The organism is Streptomyces sp. NPDC007875 (assembly GCF_042868035.1).
In the GTDB taxonomy this organism is placed as follows: Bacteria; Actinomycetota; Actinomycetes; order Streptomycetales; family Streptomycetaceae; genus Streptomyces; species Streptomyces antimycoticus.
This window is the reverse complement of record NZ_JBIADZ010000041.1, coordinates 23,878-45,024: the sequence shown is the minus strand read 5'-3', so window position 1 is coordinate 45,024 and position 21,147 is coordinate 23,878. Positions and strand designations below refer to the sequence as shown.

The window sequence follows — 21,147 nt, the reverse complement described above, 5'->3', positions numbered from 1 at the left end:
GCCGGCCACCAATGACCGACCGGCGAGGCTTCTGCGCGTTCCGCTGTGTGGCCACGTGGCGAAGGCAGGCGGCCGTTCGGGGAGGACGTGCAGGGCAGGGCGGATGCTGGAGGAGGCGCCGGCGTGCGGGTGGGGGGCCGGCGGGCACATCCTGATCGCCGCGTCGGAACGCATCCACGGGCACGCGGTCCGACGAGCGCTCAGCAACGCGATGCGGGGGTGCCCTACCGAGGTTCAGGTACCTGCGCTGCGGTGCCCGGACATCAGGAGCGCCGCGGTGCGTTCTCGCACAGGGCGGTGTCCATCAGTTCGACTGCTTCTGCGGACGGCCGGCCGATCCCGAACGCTACGTTCGTGACCAGCGAGGCATGGCGGCCGTCGTCGGTGGTCAGGGTGTAGCTCTCGTAGCCCGGTACGGCACCGGGGTGGCCCCACGCCGTTCCGCCACAGGACAGATCACGCCTTTGGATCCCCAGGCCGTAGGCCGAGCCGGTACTCACATCCCGCACGGTGCGCATCTCGGAAAGGCTCGCGGGGGAGAGGAGATCTCCGGCGGCCAGGGCCTGGTAGAAGGCAGCCAGGTCCTCCAGTGTGGAGACCATTCCTCCCACACTGCTGTAAAGGGAGGGGTCGTAGGAGGTCACTGGGGTCCACAGGTAGATGGGGCCCACCCGGGCGCCGTGGTAGCCGTTGACGGCCGGGGCGGGCAGAGCACGCTCGCCGGGCGCGGGGAAGACGGTGTGGGGCAGACCGAGGGGTTCGATGACGCGCTCGGTGACGGCTTGGTGCACCGGCTGCCCGGTCAGCTCCTCGATGAGCATGCCGAGGATGTAGTAGTTGGTGTTGGAGTAGGTGAAGCCGGCACCGGGCTCGGCGACCGGGGGCGAGGAACTCAGTCCGTCCTGCACCAGTGCCGTCAGGCTGAAGGTGCCGTCCGGGTTCGGCTGAGGCGTGTTCACTTCGGGGTAGGGGTTGTAGGCGGCGATGCCGCTGGTGTGCTGGAGCAGTTGGCGCACGGTGATCCGCGTGCCGTCGTAGCCATTGCCGGTGACGACGCCGGGCAGGTAGTCCTCGATCGGCGCGTCCAAGGAGAGGCGGCCTGCCTCGGCCAGCTGAAGCACCACCACCGCGGTGAAGCTCTTGGTCTGACTGCCGATACGGAAGTGCTCGTCCGACCTGATGGGCCGGTCGATGTTGATGGTGCCCGTGCCCGCCGACAGCGTCCAGGATCCGCCACCGGCCCCGGCATGGATCGCGGCGCCCGGTCCCGCTTTCGCCTGGTATGCCTTGAGCGCCGCGAGCGTGGCGGGGTGGTCGGCCTCGGCCGTGTCGGCATGCGCCGCCGGGCTCGACAGCGCCAGCATCGTCGCGCACGCGGCGCCGATGACGGCGGCGCTCTTCTTGTTGCTGTTCCGTGTGATCACCATGGTGTCCGTTCTTCGGAGGAGGTCTTCGCTCGGTCAGGTCCGTGCTCGGTCAGCCGGTCAGTGCGTTGCAGCTGTGAAGGCGGCTTCCAGGCGCGGGACGTGGTCCGCGAACGCGGGGCCCCGGCAGTGGTAGTCGCGGTCGCCGTCGCACCGGAGCCGAGACGGCGTCGCTGTCGACGTACGGGCCGTAGCCGGTGCACTCACCAGAACCGTCATGTCCTCGGAGCGCAGGACGGGGCCGGCCACCGCGTCATCCACGCCGCCGCCCCGTGCAGAAATACGTCACGGACAAGCGCTTGTCGGGTCGGCGGAGTGCTGGGCAGGAAGACGCGGATCCTGTGCGGCCCGGACACCTTCGGTGTGATGACGGTGATCGTCGAGTCGGGGACGGCTGGTGTGTCCGCCCGAGCGGCCGGCCCGATGAGCGCAGCCGGCTCCAGAGCCGCGGACGGAACGCCGGTGACGCGACGGCGGCGAGGCGATGGAGATCTCCACCCTGTGTCTCCCTGATGCGAGGTGACCGGCGCACCGCCGGCCCGACCACGATGGGGTCCGCCCAGCTCAGAAAACAGCTCATACACAGGTCAGGGGGAGGTCATCTGTGACCGGTCATGTGTGACCGGTCGTCCCACCTGACGGTGAACATGACAAGTTGGCAGCGGGCCGGGAGGGGCTTGAGGTTGAGGACATCGCTCTCGTCGATCTTGTCGGGGTGCGTGGTGATCAGCCAGGTGGCCTTCCCGACGGTCGGCGCCGCGCGCTTGTCGGGGGCGGGCCGGCCGCTGGCCCGGAGCTCAGACGTGCGAGGAGGGTACCCGGCGGTGGAGCAGAGGAATCGGGCACCAACAGGTGGGTCACGACCGTGCGGCCAGCCACCGCCGAAGTGGATCAGACCCGAGCGAAATGGCCGTTGGCACCCGCTACGCTCATGCGGCACGCGCTATCCGTAGGAAGTGGGAACCCAGAGTGGCCAACGAGCTAGGCACGCTCTTACGCCAGTTGCGCACACGCGCCCGCCTCACCCAGGAGGAGCTGGCGGAGCGATCCCAGGTGAGCGTGAGCACGATTCGCCGATTGGAGACGGGCAAGCCCACTGACCACCGGCTGAGGACGCTGCACCTGCTGGCACAGGCCCTTGAGGCCGAGCCGGAGGAGCGGCACCGGCTCACCGCGATCCTTGACAGGGCACAGCCGGGACCCGCCGGCCGGCGGGAGGAACCGGTACCGGCCGTCCCAGCCCCTATCGCTCCGGTCGAGCCGCCGACTGGTGCGATCGCCGATGCCGCCGCGTCGCTGACCCGTGAGGTCGGACGCCGCTGGCAACGCGAGGAGAAAAACCGCCGCGTCCACGACCCGTTCCCGCTGCCCGTGCGGTATCAGCCGGCCCCCGCCGACCTGATGGACCGTCCGGAGAACATCCAGCGGCTACAGCCAGGAGCCCCGCTCCAGAATCTGGACCTGAGCGGCGATCTGCAAAGTGTTGCCGACACCTACCGGAGCGTTGAGTCGCGGAGACTGGTCATACTCGGCCGCGCCGGCTCGGGAAAGTCGGTCCTGGCCATCAAGTTCGTCCTCGATCTCCTCGCAGCCCCCGGATCTCCGGCCCAGGTACCGGTGATTTTCAGCATCGGATCCTGGGACCCGCTCACGATCACATTGCGGAATTTCCTGGTCGACCGTCTCCTGCGGGACCACCCGCATCTGGCCCGCCGAACATCTGACGGGGCGACGCTGGCCGCCGAGCTCGTCGACGCTGACCTGATACTGCCGGTCCTGGACGGCTTCGACGAGCTGGCCGAAGCCCTGCGTGGCCCGGCGCTGGAAGCACTCAACGCCACATCCCTTCCACTGGTCCTGACCAGCCGCCGGGACGAGTACGCCCAGGCGGTCCGCGGGGTTCACACACCTTTGGTGTGGGCCGCCTGCATCGAACTCACCGACCTGACCGCCGAGGATCTCGCCGCGTACCTTCCCCGGACCGACCGCCTTGCCGTCTCCCTCGGCAACCGCAGCGGCGTGGGCGTGTGGGATGCCGTCCTGGAGCGGCTGCGGGTCCATGACGCACCGGCGAGCGTCCGGCTCGGGCAGGTCCTGGGCACCCCGCTGATGGTCACTCTGGCGCGGACGATGTACAGCGAGACACCCGGGAAGGACCCGGTGGAACTATTCGACACCACACGCTTTCCCACCGGGCGCGACATCGAGGAACATCTGCTGGCAGGCTTCGTCCCCACGCTCTACCGACACCGCGCTCCCGAGAGGACCGACACCGCCCGCGGGCAGCGCGATCGCGACGCGGAGCAGGCCCAGCGCTGGCTCGGCTACCTCGCACACAGTCTGACCCACGGCACGCACGACCGGCAGGACCTCGCCTGGTGGCGGCTCGGCGAGTCCGTACGGCTATCGACGCGCATCCTGCACACCGCGCTGCTCTCCGCACTGTGCATGTTCGCAGCCAACTGGCTCGTGATACTCCTCGCCTCCTCCTTCGGGTACCTCCCCACCCACACGCAGGGGACGCTGCTGCTGGGGGCGCTGGCGCTGACCGGGCTCCTCTCCGCGGTCGCCTTCGTCCTCGGGCACTGCGCTCTGGCTCTGTTCGGCCGATCCGCAGCCGTCCCGTCCCAGGTACGGCTCAGGCTCTCTGCCGCGAACCGCCGGTTCGGGCGCAGACCGCTCCGCGAGGCCCTCGCCCGCGTCGGGGCCGGCCTGCTGGGCGGCTCAGTGCTGGGGATCGGGTACGCCTGGACGAACGTCCTGGAACGCGTGTTGGCCGGATCGCTCCCGCACACGGAGGTGATCAGAATCGCGACCGGCAACATGCTGTTCTTCGGGCTGGTCTTCGGCCTGACGGCCGGACTGGCCTTCGGGCTCCTCGCGGCGTTCGAAGCACCCATGGACATCGCCGCCGCGGCTACTCCGATCCGGCTGCTGTCCGTCAGCCGTGCCACGGCGACCCAGCAGCTCCTCGTGCTCGTTCCAGCCCTCACCCTCGGATGCGTCCTTGGCGGGCACGTCGTGGTCCGCCTGCTCCAACCGGTGCTGCCCTGGACAGTGATCTGGCCGTCGGACTCGGCTTTGTTCCTGGGCGCGGTCGGCGGGCTGGGAGGCTCAACGTCCTACGTGCTCGCTTTCACCGCGTGGGGGCAGTGGCTGACGGTGGCCCGGGTCTGGCTGCCGCTGACGCGCAAACTGCCCTGGGACACCGTCGCTTTCCTGGAGGACGCCTACCGCCGGGGGGTGCTACGCCAAACCGGTGCCGTATACCAGTTCCGGCACATCCGGCTGCAGAGGCACCTCGCTCTCGCCTATCAGGCCGCGCAGAAGGACAAGAGCTGCCGAAGCCGAGGCAGCGGCGATCCTCTGTGGCGCAAGTGACCGGCATTGACCGCGGGTTGGCAAACAGGTCGACCACAGCCGGCGGAAGAGCTCAGTGGGCGGTTCTTGAGTGTTTGAGTGATCCCGGGCCGCCGACGGGCTGAAGAACGGCGGATGCTGCCGAACCGTCCGGGGCATCGCCAAGGTGGCGGGCCGCCGGCTCGTCTTTCCCATCGACCGACTCGGGGAATGGGTCCGCACGCACACCGCGCAGCACAAGCGGCGCCCCAAACGGCGCTCTGCGTGACTCATTGTTGTTCGCGGGCATTCACGAGGTGTCCCGGTGGCTCGGGCACCGGTCGGTCAAGATCACGGTCGACCGCTTCGGTCCCCTCACCACCGACGGCCGGGAGCGGTGCCGTCAGGTGGCGAAGTCGACGTTCGGGGGCTGCCTGCCCGCAGAGCTGAGTTCAGCTCCGGTCACAGGATCCCCAGCTCCCGCAGAACGCGGCGCTGAGCCGCTGTCGGCCTGGCCGGGAAGTACAGGTAGCACACACCTCCGGTACCGCTCTTGACCTGTGCGCTTGCCGATAATGTCATCCGCCCTGGTGGGGCGGTGCGCGCGGTGTACCGGAGATCGACCGGCAAAGTCGCCAGAACAGGCGCTCTCGCGAGGCTGGCGCTCCACGCGGCAAGATGATCGGCCATGCTGCTGCGACTGGCTTACCTCGGCGTGACGAACGCGTTCGCGATGCTTCGCCTGCTGCCGATTGCCGACCGGGACAAGGAGGTGGAGATCCTCGCCCTGCGCCACCAGATCACCGTGTTGGAACGTCAACTTGGCGAGAAGCGGGTCCAGTTCACGCCCAGCGATCGGGCATTCCTGGCGGCGCTGCTGCACCGGTTACCACTGCACGTCCTGCGAAGATTAGCGCTGCTCGTCCGCCCCGACACGGTGCTGCGTTGGCACCGCACCCTCGTCGCGCGCCGCCATGCCGCCTCCTGCCTGCCCAAGCGCCCGGGACGGCCGCGCACGGTGCGCTCGATCCGCCTCCTGGTGCTGCGCTTGGCGAACGAGAACCCGAGCTGGGGGTACAGGCGCCTGCACGGCGAGCTGCTCGTGCTGGGGGTGAAAGTGGGCGCGTCCACCGTCTGGGAAATCCTGAAGGATGCCGGCATCGACCCAGCACCCGAGCGGAACTCCAGTACCTGGGCCACCTTCCTTCGCACTCAGGCTGAGGCGCTTCTGGCCTGCGACTTCATGGAAACAGTCACACTGTCGGGGATGCGGATGTACGTGCTCGTGGTGATCGAACACGGCAGTCGCCGGATCCGGATCCTGGGCGCCACCACGCATCCCACCGCCTCCTGGGTAGCGCAAGCGGCGAAGAACCTCGTCATGGACCTCGAAGACCTCAGCTGCCGGGCACGGTTCATGATCCAGGACCGGGACGGGGAGTTCCCCGCTGTTCGATGCCGTCCTCAACGACGCGGGGATCGACGTCGTGCTCACCGGCATCCAGATGCCAAGAATGAACTCGATCATGGAAGATGGATACAGACCTGTCGCCGCGAGCTCCTGGACCGGACGTTGATCTGGAACCAACGACACCTCCTCCACGCCCTACGCGAGTTCGAGCAGTTCTACAACAGACACCGACCACACCAGGGCATCGCCAACGCCAGACCGCTGCACCGCCTACCCCCACCGATCGACGATCCGGACACGTTAGCCCACCTCAACATACGTCGACACGATCGCCTCGACGGCATCCTCCACGAGTACCGGCATGCTGCTTGACCTGCACGGATGAGGTTTCCAGCAAGGGCAGTGTGCCCCACCAGGAACAGTCGCTGGTGGGGCACACTGGCATTTTCCGGCCTCCCGTAGGCGACCAAACGTGCTTCCTAGAACGACGTTGAAAACCGGTCTAGATCTCTACGAATCGGTCCAGAGCACGGAATGCGCGTCCACCACCATCCACGCGCTCTAGCCTCATCGCCATCAAGCCGAGGAAGGATGTCAAGTTCATCGACTTCCGTATATGAGAGAAATCTCGAATCCACCTCGCCAAGGGCGGCACTGAACTTCCTCGACTCCCTCTCGGGAATCATCTCCAACCCTCTGGCGATGAAATCCCGCAGAGAGTCAGCCGCAATCAGATCATGCGCACCCCAGGCAGACCTGTCGGAGTCAGGCAGGTCAAGTTCCCTTTCCATTCGCGCCACATGCTCATACCAGCCGAGCAGCAGCGTGACCAGGCCCAACGAACGAGCAGGGGCTACGCTTACCGCGGTTCTCTCCAGTTGGTCTGCCTCAGCGGCTCCCAGGTGACGGCCAAGCCACTCACGCGCCTGAACTTCCGCCATGACATCACCTCCCCGGGTAATAGGCTGTCGATTTCCACGGCATGTCCCAGTTCACGATGACGCGGACCCCATTGTGGTCAAATCGGGATGAATTCTGCCCTTCAAGCTGACGTGGTCCAGCTTGCCTCAACGTGGTTTCCACTTCAGCCGCCGAGGGCCTACCCATCGTCGGATTACCGTCTCCCGTATGCCCATTCACCAATTCAGTGATCTCATCCAGGGAATATTCGCTTCCATGGAAGTCCTCTCCGCCAAAGTGGTCACCATTCTTCCCCCCAAGCGGAACCCCACAGTTGGGCCCTGAATTGTGAACGAGGACCGGCGTCGCACCCGCGAGTACATAGTACGTGTGGATTCTGCTGACTGTGAGGTCGTAGGTGCGTTGCGGCTTCGTGAAGTGGCGCACGGAGGTGACCGTCACGGCCTTGCCCTTGTCCGTGCGGAGCTGCATGCCGGTGATGACGTCGCCGGCGTCCACCCAGCGGGCCTCGCTCGTTACCCAGAACGGGTGGGTGTCGGTGGCGATGATCGACGCGGGTCGGTCACCGGTCTTCACTGTGAGGTCGGTGAAGTCCTTGTCATCGTTGGTGACGATCGTCGCAACGACCGGGCGGGCCTCGCTCTTCCCGGTTTCGGGATCGGTGGCGAGGACCTTGTCGCCGACCTTGATGTCCTTGATGTCACTGTGGCCGCCGTCTGCGAGTTCTACTTGCGTTTCTTCGGTGAAGCTGTGGCACTTCTCGACGGCCTTCTCGGCTGCGTCGACCGCAGCGTCAGCCTTCTTCTCGGCCTTGCGTGCCTTCTTCCAGATCTTGACGCCCTTGAGGGCCTTCCCCGGGCCCGGCAGATCAGCCGCAGCCCAAAGACACCCGGAGAGTTTGAAGTCTCCGCACTTCTTCCATTCCGATGTGTCCGGCCCGAAGAAGTCCACCGCCAGTTTTAAGGCACTGAACAGTCCCGTGCCGGCTTTCTCATCGTGATAAGGGCCGGGCACAGGTGGAGGTCCGGGACTCGGCGCGGGCGTCGGGTAAGAAGCTGAAGTGGACGCCGTGCCCCCACCTCCACCTCTGCTGCCTCCGCCTCCGCCACCGCCGCCGCCATGGTGCCAACCACCACCGCTGGGGTAGTGGTTCTCCGGTGGGGCGTCTTTGCCGGCGTCTCCGCCGTTGGTCGGCATGCAGTGGCCGTTGCCGGGATCTACACACAGGCCGCTGGGGTCCGAGTCAGTGACCGGATTCTGGTTGGCATAGCTGTAGCCGTTGAGGGACTGTCCCTGGTCGGGAGTGAGGAGCGGGTCGAGGCTGAGGAATTGGCCCGTGACGGGGTCGTATTCGCGGGCGCCGATGTGGGTGAGGCCGGTGACGCCGTCGGCCGGCTTGCCGAGGAACGCCTTGTCGTCCGGCCACGTGGTGGGCTTGGTACCGCGCGGAGCGCCGAAGGGGGTGGTGTAGCGCTTGGTGACCGCGCGGGTGCCGACGTCGACGGCCAGGGTGCCGGTGCCGTGGTGGTCGGCGGCGAGGAAGGTCAGCTTCGTGGTGGACTGGCCCTTTGTGCCGGTGCGCTCCGCGATGGTCTGCCCGGCGCCGGTGTAATAGCGGGTGCCGGTCAAGGTCTTTGCCGAACCCCGGGCAGTGAGACGGACCTCGGTGGCGCCCAGGTAGAGGACTGTGTCCCCGTCAGCCGTCGTGGCACGGCGGATGAGGAGCTCGCCGTCGGCGTCGTAGAGGTAGCCGGTCCCCGTGGCCGCTTTCCCGCCCTTCGCCGGTTCTGAGGAGGCCGCGAGTCTGCCTTCCGTGTTCCAGGCCAGGGTCTGTTCGGCCTGGGTACCCGGCCGTGTGGTCGTGTTACCCGCGGCGTCGTACGCGTACGCGGCAGTGGCGGACGGTGTGCTTCCCGGCTTGACCGTGCGGGTCTCGGCCAAGGGGTGCGGCTGCCCCTTGGCCGTGCCGTACGCGTAGGTTGTCGTCGTATCGCCCGCTACCGCGTGCTGAGTCTCGGATTCCCGCTGGCCCGCCACGTTGTAGGTGTAGGACGTCCAGTACGGGGCGGCGCCGCCGAGGTTCTCGGTGGTCCGACCGGAATCCGCGCAGTCCGCCGCCTTCGGTGTCCACGCCTCGGCCAGGCGCCGATAGCCGTCGTAACCGAAGCATTGGTAGTCGGCCTTGCCGGTGCCGCCGAGGTTCGTGCTGTCGAAGATCGACGTCACGTTCCCGGCGTCATCCTGCGTGTACTTCAGGTCCTGAAGCAGGTATCCGTAGGTCTCATCGCGTGTGAAGCCGCGGGTCAGGCGTCGAGTTCCGTCCTCGTACTCATAGCTCGTGTACAGCTTCTTGCTGTCCGAGGCGGGGGATGTTCCCAGCTCCAACTGGCGCAGGTCCCCGACAGGGGAATAGACGGCTTCCAGCAGATATCTGGAAGCGCCCGTGGCGGTGAGCTGCTGGCCGGTCGCGTTGTATGTGTAGGAGACCGACTCGCCCGACAGCCCGCCCACGGCCGGCTCTCCGGTCTTCTTGACCGTGCCATCGAGCCTGTAGTCGGTGGAGAAGGCCAGTGTGGAGGGTACGCCGGCCTGTACGAGCGGGTCGTTCCCCGGCAGGAGGAGTTGGGAGTCGGTCGGCTGGTACAGGCTGTTGTATTTCGTGACTTTACGGGTGTACGCCTTGCCATCGACGCCGCCTTCATAGCGGGTCGCCGAGTCCTGCTGCCCCATTGCGACGGTGTCGAAGGTCCAGGACGCCAGCTTGTTGGCGGCCGTCTTGGAGGACTGCCACATGCCGGTTTTGCGGCCGAGTTCGTCGTACTCGTACAGCAGGGTGTTCTTGTTCGCGTCGTCCGTGGATGTGATGTGGTCGAGCTCGTCGTAGTGCGTGGATGTCTTGCCCTTGTCGGGGTCGTCAGCCGTGCTCAGTCGGCCGAAGAGGTCGTAGGTGTACGTCCATGTGGCGTTGTCCGGGCCGACGATGGTCTTCTGGTCGCCGTCCGGTGTGTAGGTGAACTTCGTGGTCGTGTACTTCGTGCCGGTCGGGCTGGTGCCCGGGTACTCACGGCGCTCGGTGACCCGCCCCAGGGCGTTGGTGACCTCGGCGACGGCTGACCCGCCCGCCGGGGCGGTGGTCGCGGCGGTGTCGCCGGTGTAGGTGGTCGTCGTGGTCCAGCGGTCGGCGCCGCGGACCTTGGTGACCGCCTGGACCGGGCGGCCGGCGCCGTCGTACTTCGTGTCGGTCTGGGTGGGCGCCTGACCGCCGTCGGTTTCCACCGCCTCGCCCGACGGGCCGTTCTTCTCGTCCCAGATGTCGGCTTGAGAAGAGACGGCCAGACCACGGTCGTCGTACAACGTCTGCGAGATGACCCGCCCGCCGACCGGCGAGGGCTTCTGCGTCTGACGGGGGCGCAGCAGGCTGTCGAAGATTTCGTAGGTGGTGTTGTATCCGGAGCCGTCGCCCTTGAGTGTGCCCGTGGAGATCCACGGCAGGGCTGCGTTAGTGACCTTGTAGCCGTATACGTAGTTGGGCTTCTCCTTGACGGCATTGGACCGGTTGGGCAGCCACACCTTGGTCACCCGGCCGAGGCTGTCGTACTCGGTCTCGGTGATCTTCTTGTTGGGGTCGGTGACCTTGAGCGGCGAACCCCGCGCCGGCTCGACCGTGGTGATGGTCGGGAAGCCCTTGGCATCGGCGGTCACGGTGGAGGTCAGCGGACCGGCCTTCTCGGGCGTGTAGGCGGTGGTGGTGTTGGTGCGGTCGAGAGCGTCCTTGACAGTCTTCGGTCGACCCAGCATGTCGTAGGTGGTGGTCTCGACCTTCTGCCAGCTGGGGTTGTTGGTGTCGGCGTAGCCCTTGGCGCGGCCGGTCCAGCGGATTTCTCCCCGGGTGGGGGTCTGGTCCTCCGACCAGGTGGTGCTGTCGTACGCGGTGGCCACATCAGAGACGACGTCACCGCGGCGCGAGGAGTCAGCGGGAAGATCGAGGTTCGCGGCCGTGACCGTGCACTTCCGCGACACGGTCTGGGCGCGCGCGATCAGTGAGCTGATGCCCGCCTTGTCGTTGCGTGCGTACCAGTTGCGGGTGCAGGTCTCGTCACCGCTGACCGCGTCGTCGCCGCCGTCCTCGACAGTGGCGGGCATGCCGAAGTCGTCATAGGTGGTGGTCCGGGTGCGGACCCTGTCCACCGGGCTGATGCCGCTGGTAATTCTGGTGCGATCGTGGGTGGCCCTGGTCCGAACGTAGTATGCCTCGGTGTCCGCATAGGACTTGTGCTGGGTGGCGGTGCGCTTGGACCACGGGTCGCTGATGCTGCCGGACACCTCGGCGTCGCCGTTGTAGGTCACCGACTCGCGTGTGAAACCGGCGTACGGGTCGGAGTCGGTGAGCTCGGCGGCCGTGATGCCCGTGACCGTCACCGTTTTCCGTTTGTCCGGATCGACGCCCTTGCCGTCGGGTGTCAGTACGCGGTCGCCGTCCATGCCGCGCAGGTAGACGGTGACGGTCCTGGACTGCGTGCTGTCGCCGGCGCCGGTTCGGTGGATGACCTTGCCGTAGCCCCGCCACTCCGACCAGGTGCGTTGCTTCGCCGGCGTCATCGGGTCGTCGTTGTAGTGCCACGCCGCGCCTCCCTCGTACGTGTAGGAGTGGGCAACGGCTTCGGAGCCACCCTTGGGGTCGGTGGTCCGCACACCGGTCACCGGATACTTCTGGAACCAGTCGAGCTGCGGATCGGCCGCACCGTTGGGTGACCAGTAGACCGGGAAGCAGCGCTTGGTGTTCTCATCCGCCTTCGGCATCGTCCGGCCCGCGACGCAGTCGGCTTCCGCGTAGTCGACGACGGTCTGGGCACCGGCCTCGGAGGTGATGGTCTTCACCCGTGGCTTTTCCAGCGACAGAATGTCATCCGTCGCACCGTCCACACGGTTCGTGAGCCAGGTGTGAGTGAACTTCACCGGGTCCAGGGAGATGTCACTGCCGCGCTTTCCAGTGCGCTTGATCTCGTCCAGCCACAAGGACTGATCGGACGAGTCGCCCGTGTCGCCCGGGTCGAGATAGGTCTGCTTGAGCGCCCAGGAGTCGACGGGATCGTAAGCGGGTGTGGCAGCGTCCGCGTTCCAGAAGTAGGTGGTGATGTCCGTCAGGCGCTTGCGCGTGACGAAGGAAGGGCCGACGTTGCCGGTGCACTTGTCACCGTCCTTGCACACCGCGTCGAAGGGCACGTCCGGCCAGTTGTCACGGTGATCCTCGTTCAGCGAGTCGCAGCCGGTGCCGGAGGCCATGCAACGTTCCGCGACGGTGAACGTGACCTTGTTCGAGGCAGAGGGGGTCGCGGAGAACAGAGCATCGGCGCGCTGCCCGTAGCGGATCTCCCTGAGATAGCCGCCGCGTATGTAGTCGGTACCGGGGTCGTCCTTGCCGTTCTTGGCGTAGTTGTTGTGCTCGGCGTTGTACCAGTACGTCATGGCGTTGTTGTGGGTGTCCTCGACGTAGTCGAGGTTCCAGCGCCATGCCTGCTTCTTGTCGCGCTCGCCGAAGGACGAGCCCGAGGAGTAGCCGGGCTCTCCTTCGTCGTCGCCGAAGACCGGCACGGTCCAGACCGACTCCGTGCGGTCGTCCGCGGCCGCGCCGTCCAGCTTGTTGAGTCCGAAGACGTACTTGGTGCCGTCGCCCGTGGTGACGGTCCAGTACTCGCCGTTGTCGTCGCCGTTGTCGGCACCGGTGGAGTGCTGGACGGTGGAGGCGTCGTCGTTCTTCAGCCGCCACGTGCCGCTGGTGTCGTCCTTCACCAGTTCCGTCGCCTTGCCGTTGAGCACGAGCGAGGCGTTGTCGTACTTCCAGCACAGATCGAACTTGTCGTTCTGTCCGTCGTCGTTGCAACTGCCGTACTTGCGCTCGATGTACGACGAGGTGAGATCGAATCCCTCACCGATCCAGGAGCCCTGGTTGTTGGTGTTCGCCGTTCGTCCGTCGACGCTGCCGGAGTCGTACGAGATCGACAGATCCGGTGCGGGCCCGGCCGCTGCAGGAGGCATGCCGAGCGGATACGTCCATGTGAAGGAGCCCGAGGACCCACCCGCCTCCCATGTGGACGAGGCGGAAAGCGGCGTCGCCTTGTAGTCGCCACCGCCGGACTTGGCAGCGGCGGCCACCGCCAGGACCTTCACCTCGCCGCCCGGCCTCGCGGCGAAGGTGAGCGGTGTGGAGAGCTGCTCCTTGTGCCGCTTGTTGACCGCCCGAAGGGGGCTCTGCGTACGACAGCCGGCCTTCTGTGGTGTCGTCAGCGCGCACGCCGGTAGCTGCACGAGGGTCAGACGTCCCGCCCAGTCACCGCCGTATGCCGCGGCGAAGTCTGCGTAGCTGATGCCGAGCTTCGTGCTTCCCCCCTCGGCCGAGGCGACGGCCTTGAGGAGCACGCCCTTGACCCCAACCTTCCGGGCTCGGCCTTCATCCATCACCTGGATGCTCAGGCTGGGAGTGGCGTGGGCCTTCCTGCCCGCCGTTCCGAGGGTGACGGGCAGGCCGCCCGGCCGGGCCGTGGCCGAACCGCTGCCGGACACCGCCAGGCGCGCGGTACCGGCCTTCGGCCAGGTCGCATTCCTGGCCTGGTCACGGCGCGCCGCCTCGGCGGCCGAGCGGTCTGCCGCCTCGCTCTCCTTGACCAGGGCGGCAGTCCTGCGGTCCGTCTTCGGGGAGAGGGGTATGACCTCGTCCGCCCGTGGGGCCTCCAGCTTGGGTCTGCCGAGCCCTTTTGCTTCTGATTCGAACGTGACCGGTGACAGCAGTCCCGGCACGAGTGACAAGCCGGCCACCGCGGCGACGCGCCCCAGCCAGCGGCCTCTCCGCGCTCTGCTTCTGACTAAGTCACCACGGGCCGACACGATCCGTTTCACTCCCCGTCCCCGTCGCGTGCGGTCCGCACCGCGCTCGTTGTCCCGCCTCGTCGGCCGTCCGTCACGGCGGCCGGGTATCACGAGTTCTCCAGTGGTCCGGCATCCAGGACCTGCGAGCGAATCTGTTCGGCGCTCATGGCTCCCGCCCAGATCCTCAGCTCCTCCACGGCCCCGGGCAGATAGTGGGCCGTGCTGCCGCTCCCGGTCCCCCGGCCCAGGGCCAGCTCACCGGTGCCTTGCTGTTCGGCCGTGAAACCGGCCCGGTCCAGGGACGCCTGGTCGGAATCCCCGACGTACAGGTGCACTTTCCCGTACCGGGTCTCGATCTTCTCCGGGTCATCCGGGTCGGCCCATTCCCATGCCTCCTGGGCGTCGAAGATGCCCGTCACCTGCACCCAGGTGTCCAGCTCGGCGTTTTCCTCTCCGGGTACGGAAGCGCTCTGGGTCGCCTTGCCGGTGCCATCGACGCTTGTGCGGGTGAAGCGCCATCGATAGGTGTCTTCCGCTGGCTTGGTCACCCACAGCGCCCAGGACGATTCGGTGCCCGTCCGCTGCCCGGTCACCTGGGCTTCGTAGCCGATGGGCTTGCCGGAGAGCTTGGCGCTGTCGAGGCGTACGCGAGCCGAGGCCGTGAAGGAACCGTTCTCGTCGAGCACCGGTCCGGTCGTGGAGGCGTAGCCGGAGGTTCCGTCCAGGAGAAGCGCGTTGTCGTCTTCGTTCAGTGTCGCCCCAGTGGAGGACAGCTTCATCGGGGCTGCGGGGTATGGAGTGCCTTCGGTGATCTCCGTTCCTTTTGCGGCGGAGGCGTCCCACATGGCCACCAGTTCGTTGGGCGGCGCCTCGCTTCCCATCAGCCGGGCCTCTGTGCGGATCTCGTCCGCGGTCAGCACGCGCTGCCAGAGGGCCGTTTCGTCGATGCGGCCGTGGAAGTACTCACCGTAGGTACCGCCCACCTTGGATCGGCCGAACTGTAGGCCACGGTTCGCGGTCCACGGCTCGTAACCGGCCGCTGCTTTCGACAGCACCACGGGGTCGCCTTGTGGCCGCCCGTTGACGAACAGCTGGATGGTGTCGTTCGACTTGTCGGTATCCCCCTTGGTGTCGAAGACTCCGGCCAGATGTGTCCAGACCTTGAGCGGAGGGTTCTGCGCGTTGGCGAAGGAGCGGATGTATGTGGGGTCGTTGCGGTCCTTGTCCGTACGGTTGAAGATCCACTTCTTGTACGTGGAGGAGTAGTACAGGGTGAAGCCGGAACCGTCCTCTCCCGGCTCGGTCAGCACCACCCTGTTCTCGGTGGAGTCGGTGAGGTATGCCCAGGTCGAGACGGTGAATGAGTCCTGGGTGTTCACTGCCGCCGCGGATGTGGCGGCATATCCGCTGGTGGTCGAGGAGTCGTTCAGCCACAGCGAATAGTCGGCGTCGCCCCGCCGCCCGAAGGTCGACCAGCCCGTTCCCGCCTCGTCGTAGAGGGTGGCGTCATGGCGGGTCCCCTCCGTGGCGCTGTCGACGGCCTTGGTCACACCGGAGCCAGGTGCCCCGTCCGCGAAGTGCCATCGGCCTACGGGGCCCGCGGCCGGCGCCACAGCGAAGGTGAACTCCGCAGGGGTACCCCAGCGGTTGCGTACGTCCTTGGCCTCCACGGACAGCACCTGGGTTCCGGACAGTGGCGGAGTGACATTCAAGGTGACCCGTGCTCCGGCGCTCTGTTTGGTGTTCGCGGCCGTCGTGGTCAGGAACCGCCAGCGATAGCCTGTGATGTCCGTATCGGCGGCGTTCGGCTTGACGGAGAACGTGCCGGACACACCGGGACCGCCCATCCCCACGCACTGGTTCGGCAGGCACTCGGTGTAGGGCTTGCCCGCCGTGATCTGCGGTGCCTTCGGAGCGGTGGAGTCGATCTTCAGGTAGCACCAGGAGGAGTAGGACGAGAACAGATCACCCGACTTGCCGTTGTAAGCCCAGTGCGACTGCGTCCGCGCCTTGTAGCGGTATAGACCACCGTCGGCCCGGTCCGTTGTGCGCATCTTCTCCAAGGTGCCGTCCGGGTCCCAGCCGCTGTCCGGTCGGTAGCCGCTCCACACCTTGTCCCATGCCCCGTCGTCCTGTTTGCGCTCCATCCAGAACTCGGCCTGGAGCGAGCCCTTGTCCTCGCCGCTCTTCGGTTGCGTTCTCGTCTGGACGCGTGCCTGGACCATCGGATCCTTGCGTGTGACGACCAGCGGATCCGAGGAGGACGTCTTGCAGTAGCCGGAGGTTCCGTCCCCCGGAATCACTCCCACCGAGGTGGGCACACCGGGTCTGGGAACGTAGGTGACCTTCAGGGTCGCGTTGTCCTCGAATCGCTTCCATGCGGTGGCGTCGGTTTCGTCCTTCGCACGCAGCATCATCGTGAGCCGAGAGATCTTGCCGTCGGCGAAGGACCTGACCGTGCTCGCGAGGTTCTCGTCCGACTCGTCTGGGTTGTCGTTGAACTCGATCCATGGGTCGGGCTGTTCCGGACTGCAATTTTTACCCCGCCCGGCGGAAACGTAGCGATCGCCCATCTGATCAAGTTGCTTGGGACCCGGCCAGCGTGTGCCCTCAGAGATGTTGTCGGTGCGTTCCAAGTCCACCCAGTGCGGATCGCAATCGAATGACCATGCCTCGTGAGCGCGGAAGGTCGCATCCAGCACGTACTTCCCGACGAGCTTCGATGGCGCGAACTCGAAGTACATTCGGTCCACGTAGCCGGCCCCGCAGTAGTAGCCGTTGGCGCTGCCGCACTTGCCGACCCCGAGGCTGCCGTCGAACTGCCAGAATCTGTCCCCGTCGGACGAGAGCTTGGTGCGCTCTGAGGCGCCGAGGCCGACTGGCGGAACGATGTAGACCGGGTAGACAGTCTTGTCTCCGCGCAGCAATCCGAGGTCCGGCTTCACGATCACCGCACCGTCCTGCACTGTGACGGGCAGTACTGCGCTGGCATCACCATTGCCGGGCCGCGTTTGCGGAGCTCTCTCGTCCGGTGCCGTCGTCACCAGGGATTTCGGGGCTTTCGGACCATCCGCGGCGAGGCTCTCGGCACCTCCCGCCGAGTCCCACATCTGACCGGCCGGGCCCTTGAACACCGCGTTGCCGTCATCGTCCATCGCACGCAGCCCGCCACCCGCGCCGGGGGCGGCTTCAAGCCCGACCCCGGAAACCGACAGCTTGATCTGCTCAAGGTCGGGATTGGTGGCCGCCTGAGCCGTCCGCACGACGAGAACCTGTCGATAGCCCTCTGCCGTCGCTGTCAGCTGAAGGTCCACTCCGTCCAGCACATCCGGATACGTGGCAGTGACCCGTCCAGCCTCGGCGCAGGAACTTGCCGCCCAGGCCATGAAAGCCGAATCGACTTACCAGCCGTTCCCAGACGCAGGAGATCCTTGGCGTCACCGCCCCCGGAGAACGCCAGGTCGACCACCGCACTCCTGGGCCCGACACTGCCGTCAGAGCGGCGCTCCAGCGTGGTGTCCACATCACGCCATGATCCGTCGTCCGCCCTCACTCGCTGCGGGACCGAGGACTGCTCCAGCGTGAACGTCCCGTCCGGATTTGCGAACGTCTGCGAGTACTCGGCTCGCTGGGCAGTCACCTCCACAGGCTCGCCCGACGCAGCTGCTCGCTCCGACGCACTCATCGCCTGTGCCACGGGTAACGCACCCGCAGTTGCAACCGGTAACAAGACCAGCGACACGACGACGATCGCCGCGGCAGACGCCCCCGCGACGGCGCGACGCGCCGCACTCATCCCACCGCCGCGCACGCGACGACTCCACCTCAACCCCACAGTCCCCACCCCGGAGTCACAGAATCTTCATATGTGCGGCGAAGTAGATCCAACATAAAGGCACAGCGTCAAGAGTGATCCGTGTGCCTCATGGCGCCTGGGAGCGATTTCAAGCTACCCAGCGCCCACGCGGGAATCCTTCGGCCGGCCACCACATCTTCCCGTGGCGGCGACGTGTTTGATCGTGTAGGAGCACGCGCGGAACTGGTGAGCACTGCGGCGTGACGGTCCACCGCGCGATTGCCCCATTTGCGTGTGACCAGCATGTTCTCGGCGCTGCGCCTGAGGACCGTCCTGCCATCTCGATCGGCTGAGCCGCTTGGCACACTATTTCCCGGCAGTCACATTCGCCCTGTCCGCGCACACGCCGACTGGCCCACGCCGCACTCGCCACTCAAGGGGAAGGTCCAGGTCAGCCACGCCGCGGCGCCTGGGCGGTCGCATGGTGTGCGCGAGACGGAGGATGCTCAACGAGTACCCGTGTGCCGCCTGAAGTGCAGCGATAACTTCTCGAGCGGCGCATGTTGGTCTCGTGAGGCCGCATGATCAGTGATCAGGGCCCTTCGATCCAGCACCATCCCGTGTAATGCCCAGGTGGCGAAGGTGCGCTTCGGCATCTGCTGCTCTGCCGGTGTCGCCCACCACACGGGCGCAGACGAGTTTCACCCAGCGTGCGCGCACGAAAGACGGAGCCCGTTCCGCGGCGCGGACCGCTGCGGCGAGCGCGTCGGCGGGACGGTTCCGGGCAAGTTCCGCCTCAGCGAGCGCGTGCCAGCTCTCGCCCAGCTCGGGTGCCAGTCGCACCTCGTTCCGTGCGGCCCTATCGGCAGTCTCCAAATGCCCTTGGCACAGTGCTCCGTTACTCAGGAGGATCCAGGCGAGGGCGTCACCCGCGTCGGCGGGACGCTCCGTCAGGAGCTGCTCCGCCTCGGCCGTGCGCTTGCCGAGAATGTCATCCGCCCTGGTCGGACGCCTGCACCCGGGCTGGCGGTGGTCGGCCTCGTCGCTCGAGTCGGCGGTCTCGCGCAGATGGCAGTCGACGCGGCATGATGATCGACCGAGCTACTGCGACTGGCCTACCTGGGAGTGACCAACACGTTCGCGCTGCTGCGTCTGCTGCCGAAGAGCGACCGGGACAAGGATGCGGAGATCCTGACCCTCCGCCATCAGGTCACAGTGCTCGAGCGCCAACTCGGTGGTGATCGAGCACGGTTCACGCCGAGCGATCGGGCGTTCCTGGCGGCGCTGCTGCACCGGCTGCCGTTGCCGGTTCTGAGGCGTGTGCGGCTGCTGGTGCGTCCTGACACGGTGCTGCGCTGGCATCGCGACCTCACCAGGGGCCGTCATGCCGCCTTATCGCGTCCCAAGCGACCCGGTCGACCTCGTACAGCGCGGTCCATCCGGAATCTGGTGCTGCGTCTGGCGAGGGAGAATCCAAGCTGGGGGTACAGACGGCTGCACGGCGAGTTGCTCGTGCTGGGGGTGAAGGTGGCCGCGTCGACCGTCTGGAAGATCCTGAAGGATGCCGGCGTCGATCCGGCGCCCGACCGGAGCTCCAGCACGTGGGCCGACTTCCTGCGCTTCCAAGCCGACGCCCTCCTGGCCTGTGACTTCCTTGAGACGGTCACCCTGTCCGGCACGCGGATGTACGTACTCGCGGTGATCGAACACAGTAGTCGCCGCATCCGGATCCTGGGCGCCACCGCACACCCGACCACCTCCTGGGTCACACAGGCGGCGAAGAACCTGATCATGGATCTCGAGGATGTCGGATGCCGGGAACGATTCATGATCAGAGACAGGGACGGGAAGTTCCCCGCCCTGTTCGACGCTCTCCCCAAAGACACGGGCATCGAGGTCGTCCTCACCGGCATCCAGATGCCGAGAATGAACTCGATCATGGAAAGGTGGGTGCAGAACTGCAGACACGAACTCCTGGACCGGACCTTGATCTGGAACCAACGCCACCTCCTCCACGCCCTACGGGAGTTCGAGGAGTTCTACAACTCCCATCGCCCGCACCAGGGCATCGCGAACGCCCGACCGCTACACCCACTACCCACACCAATCGACGACCCGGACAAGCTCAGCCACCTCGACATACGACGCCACGACCGCCTTCGCGGCATCCTCCACGAATACAGACATGCCGCGTGACCTGCACGGACGAGGTATTCGGCAAGCGCAGTGCCGGGCTCCCTCTACTCAGAGGTGCTTCCTGCCCGTCGCCGCCAGCCGGCGACCACACAAGGTCATGACCGCGGCAGCTGGATGATCGGCTACACGAGAATCTGAAAGAGCTGCCGAAACCCCCACGGCCGGCCGTGCAGAGTCCCCTCACTCCCGCGGCCCCAGACCGTGTTTCAGCGGCCGCCCGAACTGCTCCTTTGGCAGCCCCGTGAATGTCTCCACCCACACGCGTTCAGCTCTCATCACCGCACATCCGCGCACCGGAGATGCCCAGTTCACGGCCTTGTGTAACACCCTTTAGGGTGCACCGCTGTGTGACTGTCAAGCCGGTTGAACAGTTCCCGTCAGAGCTTTGAGCTGGGCCGACCGGGAATGTGACTGAGAATGGACTTGGAGAAACCTCCATCGACGCAAACATCTTGGCCGGTCACATACCCTGCCAGCGGACTGACAAGAAACTCGATCACGTTCGCAATATCCATCGGGTCGCCAATTTTCGACAATGGGATGATACCTTCCCTCGCCTTCTTGACTTCTGGGTCGATGTACATTTGTTCAGTCATCTGCGTGCGAGTCATGCCCGGGGACACCACGTTCACGCGGATCCCGTCAGGTGCCCATTCCAGTGCGAGTGTCTGAGCCAACATCGTGAGCGCAGCCTTGGTCGGACTGTAAGCACCCGACCCGGCGTGCGGGAGTTGGCCGGACATCGATGAGGTGAAACAGGCGGACCCGCGACTGTCCTTCAGGTGCGGGTAACTTGCTTTGGCGAGCAGCCACGCTCCGCGGAGGTTGACGGAGAACATGCCGTCCCAGTCCTCCAGGGAGAGGTCCTTCAGTGCGCCAGGGTTGGCGATTCCGGCATTTGCCACCAGCGCATCCAAGCCGCCAAACTCGTCGACCGCAGCGGCTACCAGTTGACCGGGCACGGCAGGATCACCCAGGTCTCCTGTCAATGCAATGGCTTTGCCGCCCATCGACTGGATCGACCGGACGACCTCCTCTTGTCGTGCGTTCGCGGTAAGGCCGGATACCGCAATCATCGGCTGTTCGCTACGGGCAAGCGCCGCCTCTGCGATCCTCAGGCTTGCAGACGCACCGATTCCGCTGCTTCCGCCACTGACCAGAACTCTCATTGCACACTCTCCTTGCATATTTTCATC

At 66.2% G+C, this 21,147-nt stretch carries 6 protein-coding genes and 1 pseudogene; 3 read left to right on the top strand and 4 right to left on the bottom strand.

The window, feature by feature from the left end; translation table 11 throughout:
• Positions 1 to 263 precede the first annotated feature (263 nt).
• Entirely contained in the window at positions 264 to 1,427 is a 1,164-nt protein-coding gene (locus ACFYOY_RS44295; protein WP_388593544.1) for a serine hydrolase domain-containing protein, read from the bottom strand.
• A gap of 966 nt (positions 1,428 to 2,393) precedes the next feature.
• On the opposite strand from ACFYOY_RS44295, the gene ACFYOY_RS44290 reads away from it, so the two are divergent.
• Both ACFYOY_RS44290 and ACFYOY_RS44285 read left to right on the top strand, forming a co-directional pair.
• Positions 2,394 to 4,805: a helix-turn-helix domain-containing protein gene (locus tag ACFYOY_RS44290; RefSeq protein WP_388593542.1), complete on the top strand. Its 2,412-nt coding sequence runs from the start codon at positions 2,394 to 2,396 to the stop codon at positions 4,803 to 4,805.
• Between the two features lie 646 nt (positions 4,806 to 5,451).
• A pseudogene (locus tag ACFYOY_RS44285) lies at positions 5,452 to 6,546 on the top strand (integrase core domain-containing protein).
• Positions 6,547 to 7,119: 573 nt separating this feature from the next.
• Here ACFYOY_RS44285 and ACFYOY_RS44280 read toward each other — a convergent pair.
• Both ACFYOY_RS44280 and ACFYOY_RS44275 read right to left on the bottom strand, forming a co-directional pair.
• On the bottom strand, positions 7,120 to 13,551 hold the full coding sequence (locus ACFYOY_RS44280; protein WP_388593579.1) for a polymorphic toxin-type HINT domain-containing protein: 6,432 nt from the start codon (positions 13,549 to 13,551) through the stop codon (positions 7,120 to 7,122).
• 515 nt (positions 13,552 to 14,066) lie between these two features.
• The gene (locus ACFYOY_RS44275) at positions 14,067 to 17,222 is read right to left on the bottom strand and encodes a LamG domain-containing protein (protein ID WP_388593539.1); all 3,156 of its coding nucleotides are present in this window, start codon (positions 17,220 to 17,222) and stop codon (positions 14,067 to 14,069) included.
• A 1,658-nt stretch (positions 17,223 to 18,880) separates the two neighbouring features.
• On the opposite strand from ACFYOY_RS44275, the gene ACFYOY_RS44270 reads away from it, so the two are divergent.
• Positions 18,881 to 19,951 carry a helix-turn-helix domain-containing protein gene (locus ACFYOY_RS44270; RefSeq protein WP_351904309.1) on the top strand — a complete coding sequence of 357 codons (1,071 nt, stop codon included), beginning with the start codon at positions 18,881 to 18,883 and terminating at the stop codon, positions 19,949 to 19,951.
• 377 nt (positions 19,952 to 20,328) lie between these two features.
• Here the strand turns inward: ACFYOY_RS44270 and ACFYOY_RS44265 are convergent, their stop codons facing one another.
• Positions 20,329 to 21,120, bottom strand: coding sequence for an SDR family oxidoreductase (locus ACFYOY_RS44265; protein WP_351904306.1), 792 nt, complete (start codon positions 21,118 to 21,120; stop codon positions 20,329 to 20,331).
• Positions 21,121 to 21,147 lie beyond the last annotated feature (27 nt).